Below are 2,026 nucleotides of genomic sequence, written 5' to 3' on the forward strand. Positions count from 1 at the left end.
TGAGTTTTAGTATTTCACTATTGAATTGGAGGAGTTTCTCCCTGATGTTAAGCAGGCCTGGATGTGCTAACAAAAAATGGAGACAATGTTAAGGGTTTATTTTCATACCCTTAACTTTTTAAATCCTCCTTTGGATTCTTCTTTTCTTCTTTTGTCTAAACTGTTTTGCTACATAATCAGAAGAATATTCAGCACGTGTAATCAGATCCAACATCTTGACCAAATTTGGGATAGTTATTGTGTCTTTTTGATATTGGAGGTCATCAATCAGCAATTCTTTAGATGGGAGTTTTTCATAAATATGATTTCCTTTTCCTTCAGTAGTAATCTTTAATCCACAACGCTCTTCAATAGCTTTAGCGCTGTATTCTTTTCCCAGGCTACTGCCATTAAAAACGTTTTTTGTAGTATGGTCAATATAAGTAATACCATAAAGCTGACCTTCTGTACTTCGTCTAAAAACGGTATAAATTCCTTCTCTTTCTAATAGTTTTGCAAGCTTGCTCACAGGCATTGCTCTCTCGTTGAAGAGCGCCATATTAATTGCATTTTTTACATGCAACTTATCCGTCGTTTTTCTTACCTGATTATCTTTAAATTTCTGCTCTAAAAATGTCAAAGTCGGTTTGTTATAAAAACTACTCGATTTTATTGGCACACCAATTGGTTTGCCTTGCTCATTCAGTATGCGGTATACCAATCCTTTTGCTGAAAATATTTTGGAATTTTCATTACCACGGTCAGCCAGGACATTGTATTGCTTTAGTACTGCATTAAGTTCAGCCAGGCTTGAATATTTATAATGGTTTAGAACAGTGTTCAGAACATTAAAAATAGCTTTTTTAGATTCAGTCTTTCCATATTGAATCCTTCCCATTGAAATAGGTTCTAAAGTAAATGCTTCTTTCTGTTTTTGTCCTTCTGCTTTTATGAGCCCAAAGCGCTGTTCAATCTCCTTTCTTGCAGGTTCTGATTTTCTGATTCCTAAGTGATGCAGATCAATACGTTTGCCATCTTTTTGGATATTTATGGAAACCACGTGCAAATGTGCATGTCCTGCATCATGATGCTGGTATACTAAATAAGGCTGTTCTGAGAATCCTATTTTCTCCATATACATATCAGTAATGGCTATTAGTTTTTCTTTGGAATGTTTTTCCGATGGGTCAAAATTGAGCGAAATATGCACCGTATTGCACTTTACATTTTCGTTTAATTCCGCTCGTTTTATAAACCGATTGAGTTTCATGGTATCGCTTAATTTTTCAACATCCGAAGGATAGTTTCCTGCTGAGATACACTCTGCAACTCCAGATTTGACTTTGTTTTCATTGTAGTAAAAAACACTACGAATAGAATGGCTTGTTTTTATGATTGCAACCATTTGTCGGTAATTTTTGAGGTGTGGCTTTCAATCTGGTCTATTTTATTGCTTATGATTTTTCTATCTATTTCAAAACTGATAATCCAGACTTTGAATTCCGGAATTTGTTGCAGGGTATGAAGTCTTTTTACTGCCTGATTTAAATTATTTCCTACGGCATTTAATTCCTTACGAAGTATCACGGTTTCTTCTATAAAATCATCCAGTGACTGATTTCTATAAGTGGCTGTAATAGATTTGTCCAATAGATGTTTACGCAGATAGTCACTTAACTTTCTGCAAGTGCTGGCTTTGTATTTCTGCTCAATTTTTGTGTACTCTTCTGGTGTCAGTCGCAGTGCAATTCTGCGTGTTCTGTTTGAATTTTCTCTTTCCATCATCTTTCATTTTACTCATTAATTCAAATTGTTTTTATAGGTATTTGTGAATTTGCTACACTTCATTTGTAGGTTTTCAAACTCATAACTTTTAAGTTTCTCCCACCACCGAGTTCCGAGGTAAAGGGTGGCAAGATAAGCGGTTGTTAAACAACCGTTCATCTTGCCGACTGCAGGAACGTGGCAGTCTTTGAGATTTTTTTTAAAGCAGGTTTCTAATTTAAATAAAATATTTAAAAGTTTGATAGTCATAATTTACTCATGA

The 2,026-nt window shown here is 34.8% G+C and carries 2 protein-coding genes; both read right to left on the minus strand.

What is annotated here, in order from left to right; all coding sequences use genetic code 11:
- Positions 1-118 precede the first annotated feature (118 nt).
- Positions 119-1,384 (minus strand): relaxase/mobilization nuclease domain-containing protein, encoded by a 1,266-nt coding sequence (locus tag EV142_RS23935; RefSeq protein WP_132038367.1) that lies wholly within the window; start codon positions 1,382-1,384, stop codon positions 119-121.
- Positions 1,369-1,764: a plasmid mobilization protein gene (locus EV142_RS23940; RefSeq protein ID WP_132038368.1), complete on the minus strand. Its 396-nt coding sequence runs from the start codon at positions 1,762-1,764 to the stop codon at positions 1,369-1,371. Before EV142_RS23940 ends, EV142_RS23935 begins: the two co-directional genes overlap by 16 nt.
- Between the last annotated feature and the right edge of the window lie 262 nt (positions 1,765-2,026).

Origin of the sequence: Flavobacterium circumlabens, from assembly GCF_004345565.1 — a bacterium.
Lineage (GTDB): Bacteria > Bacteroidota > Bacteroidia > Flavobacteriales > Flavobacteriaceae > Flavobacterium > Flavobacterium circumlabens.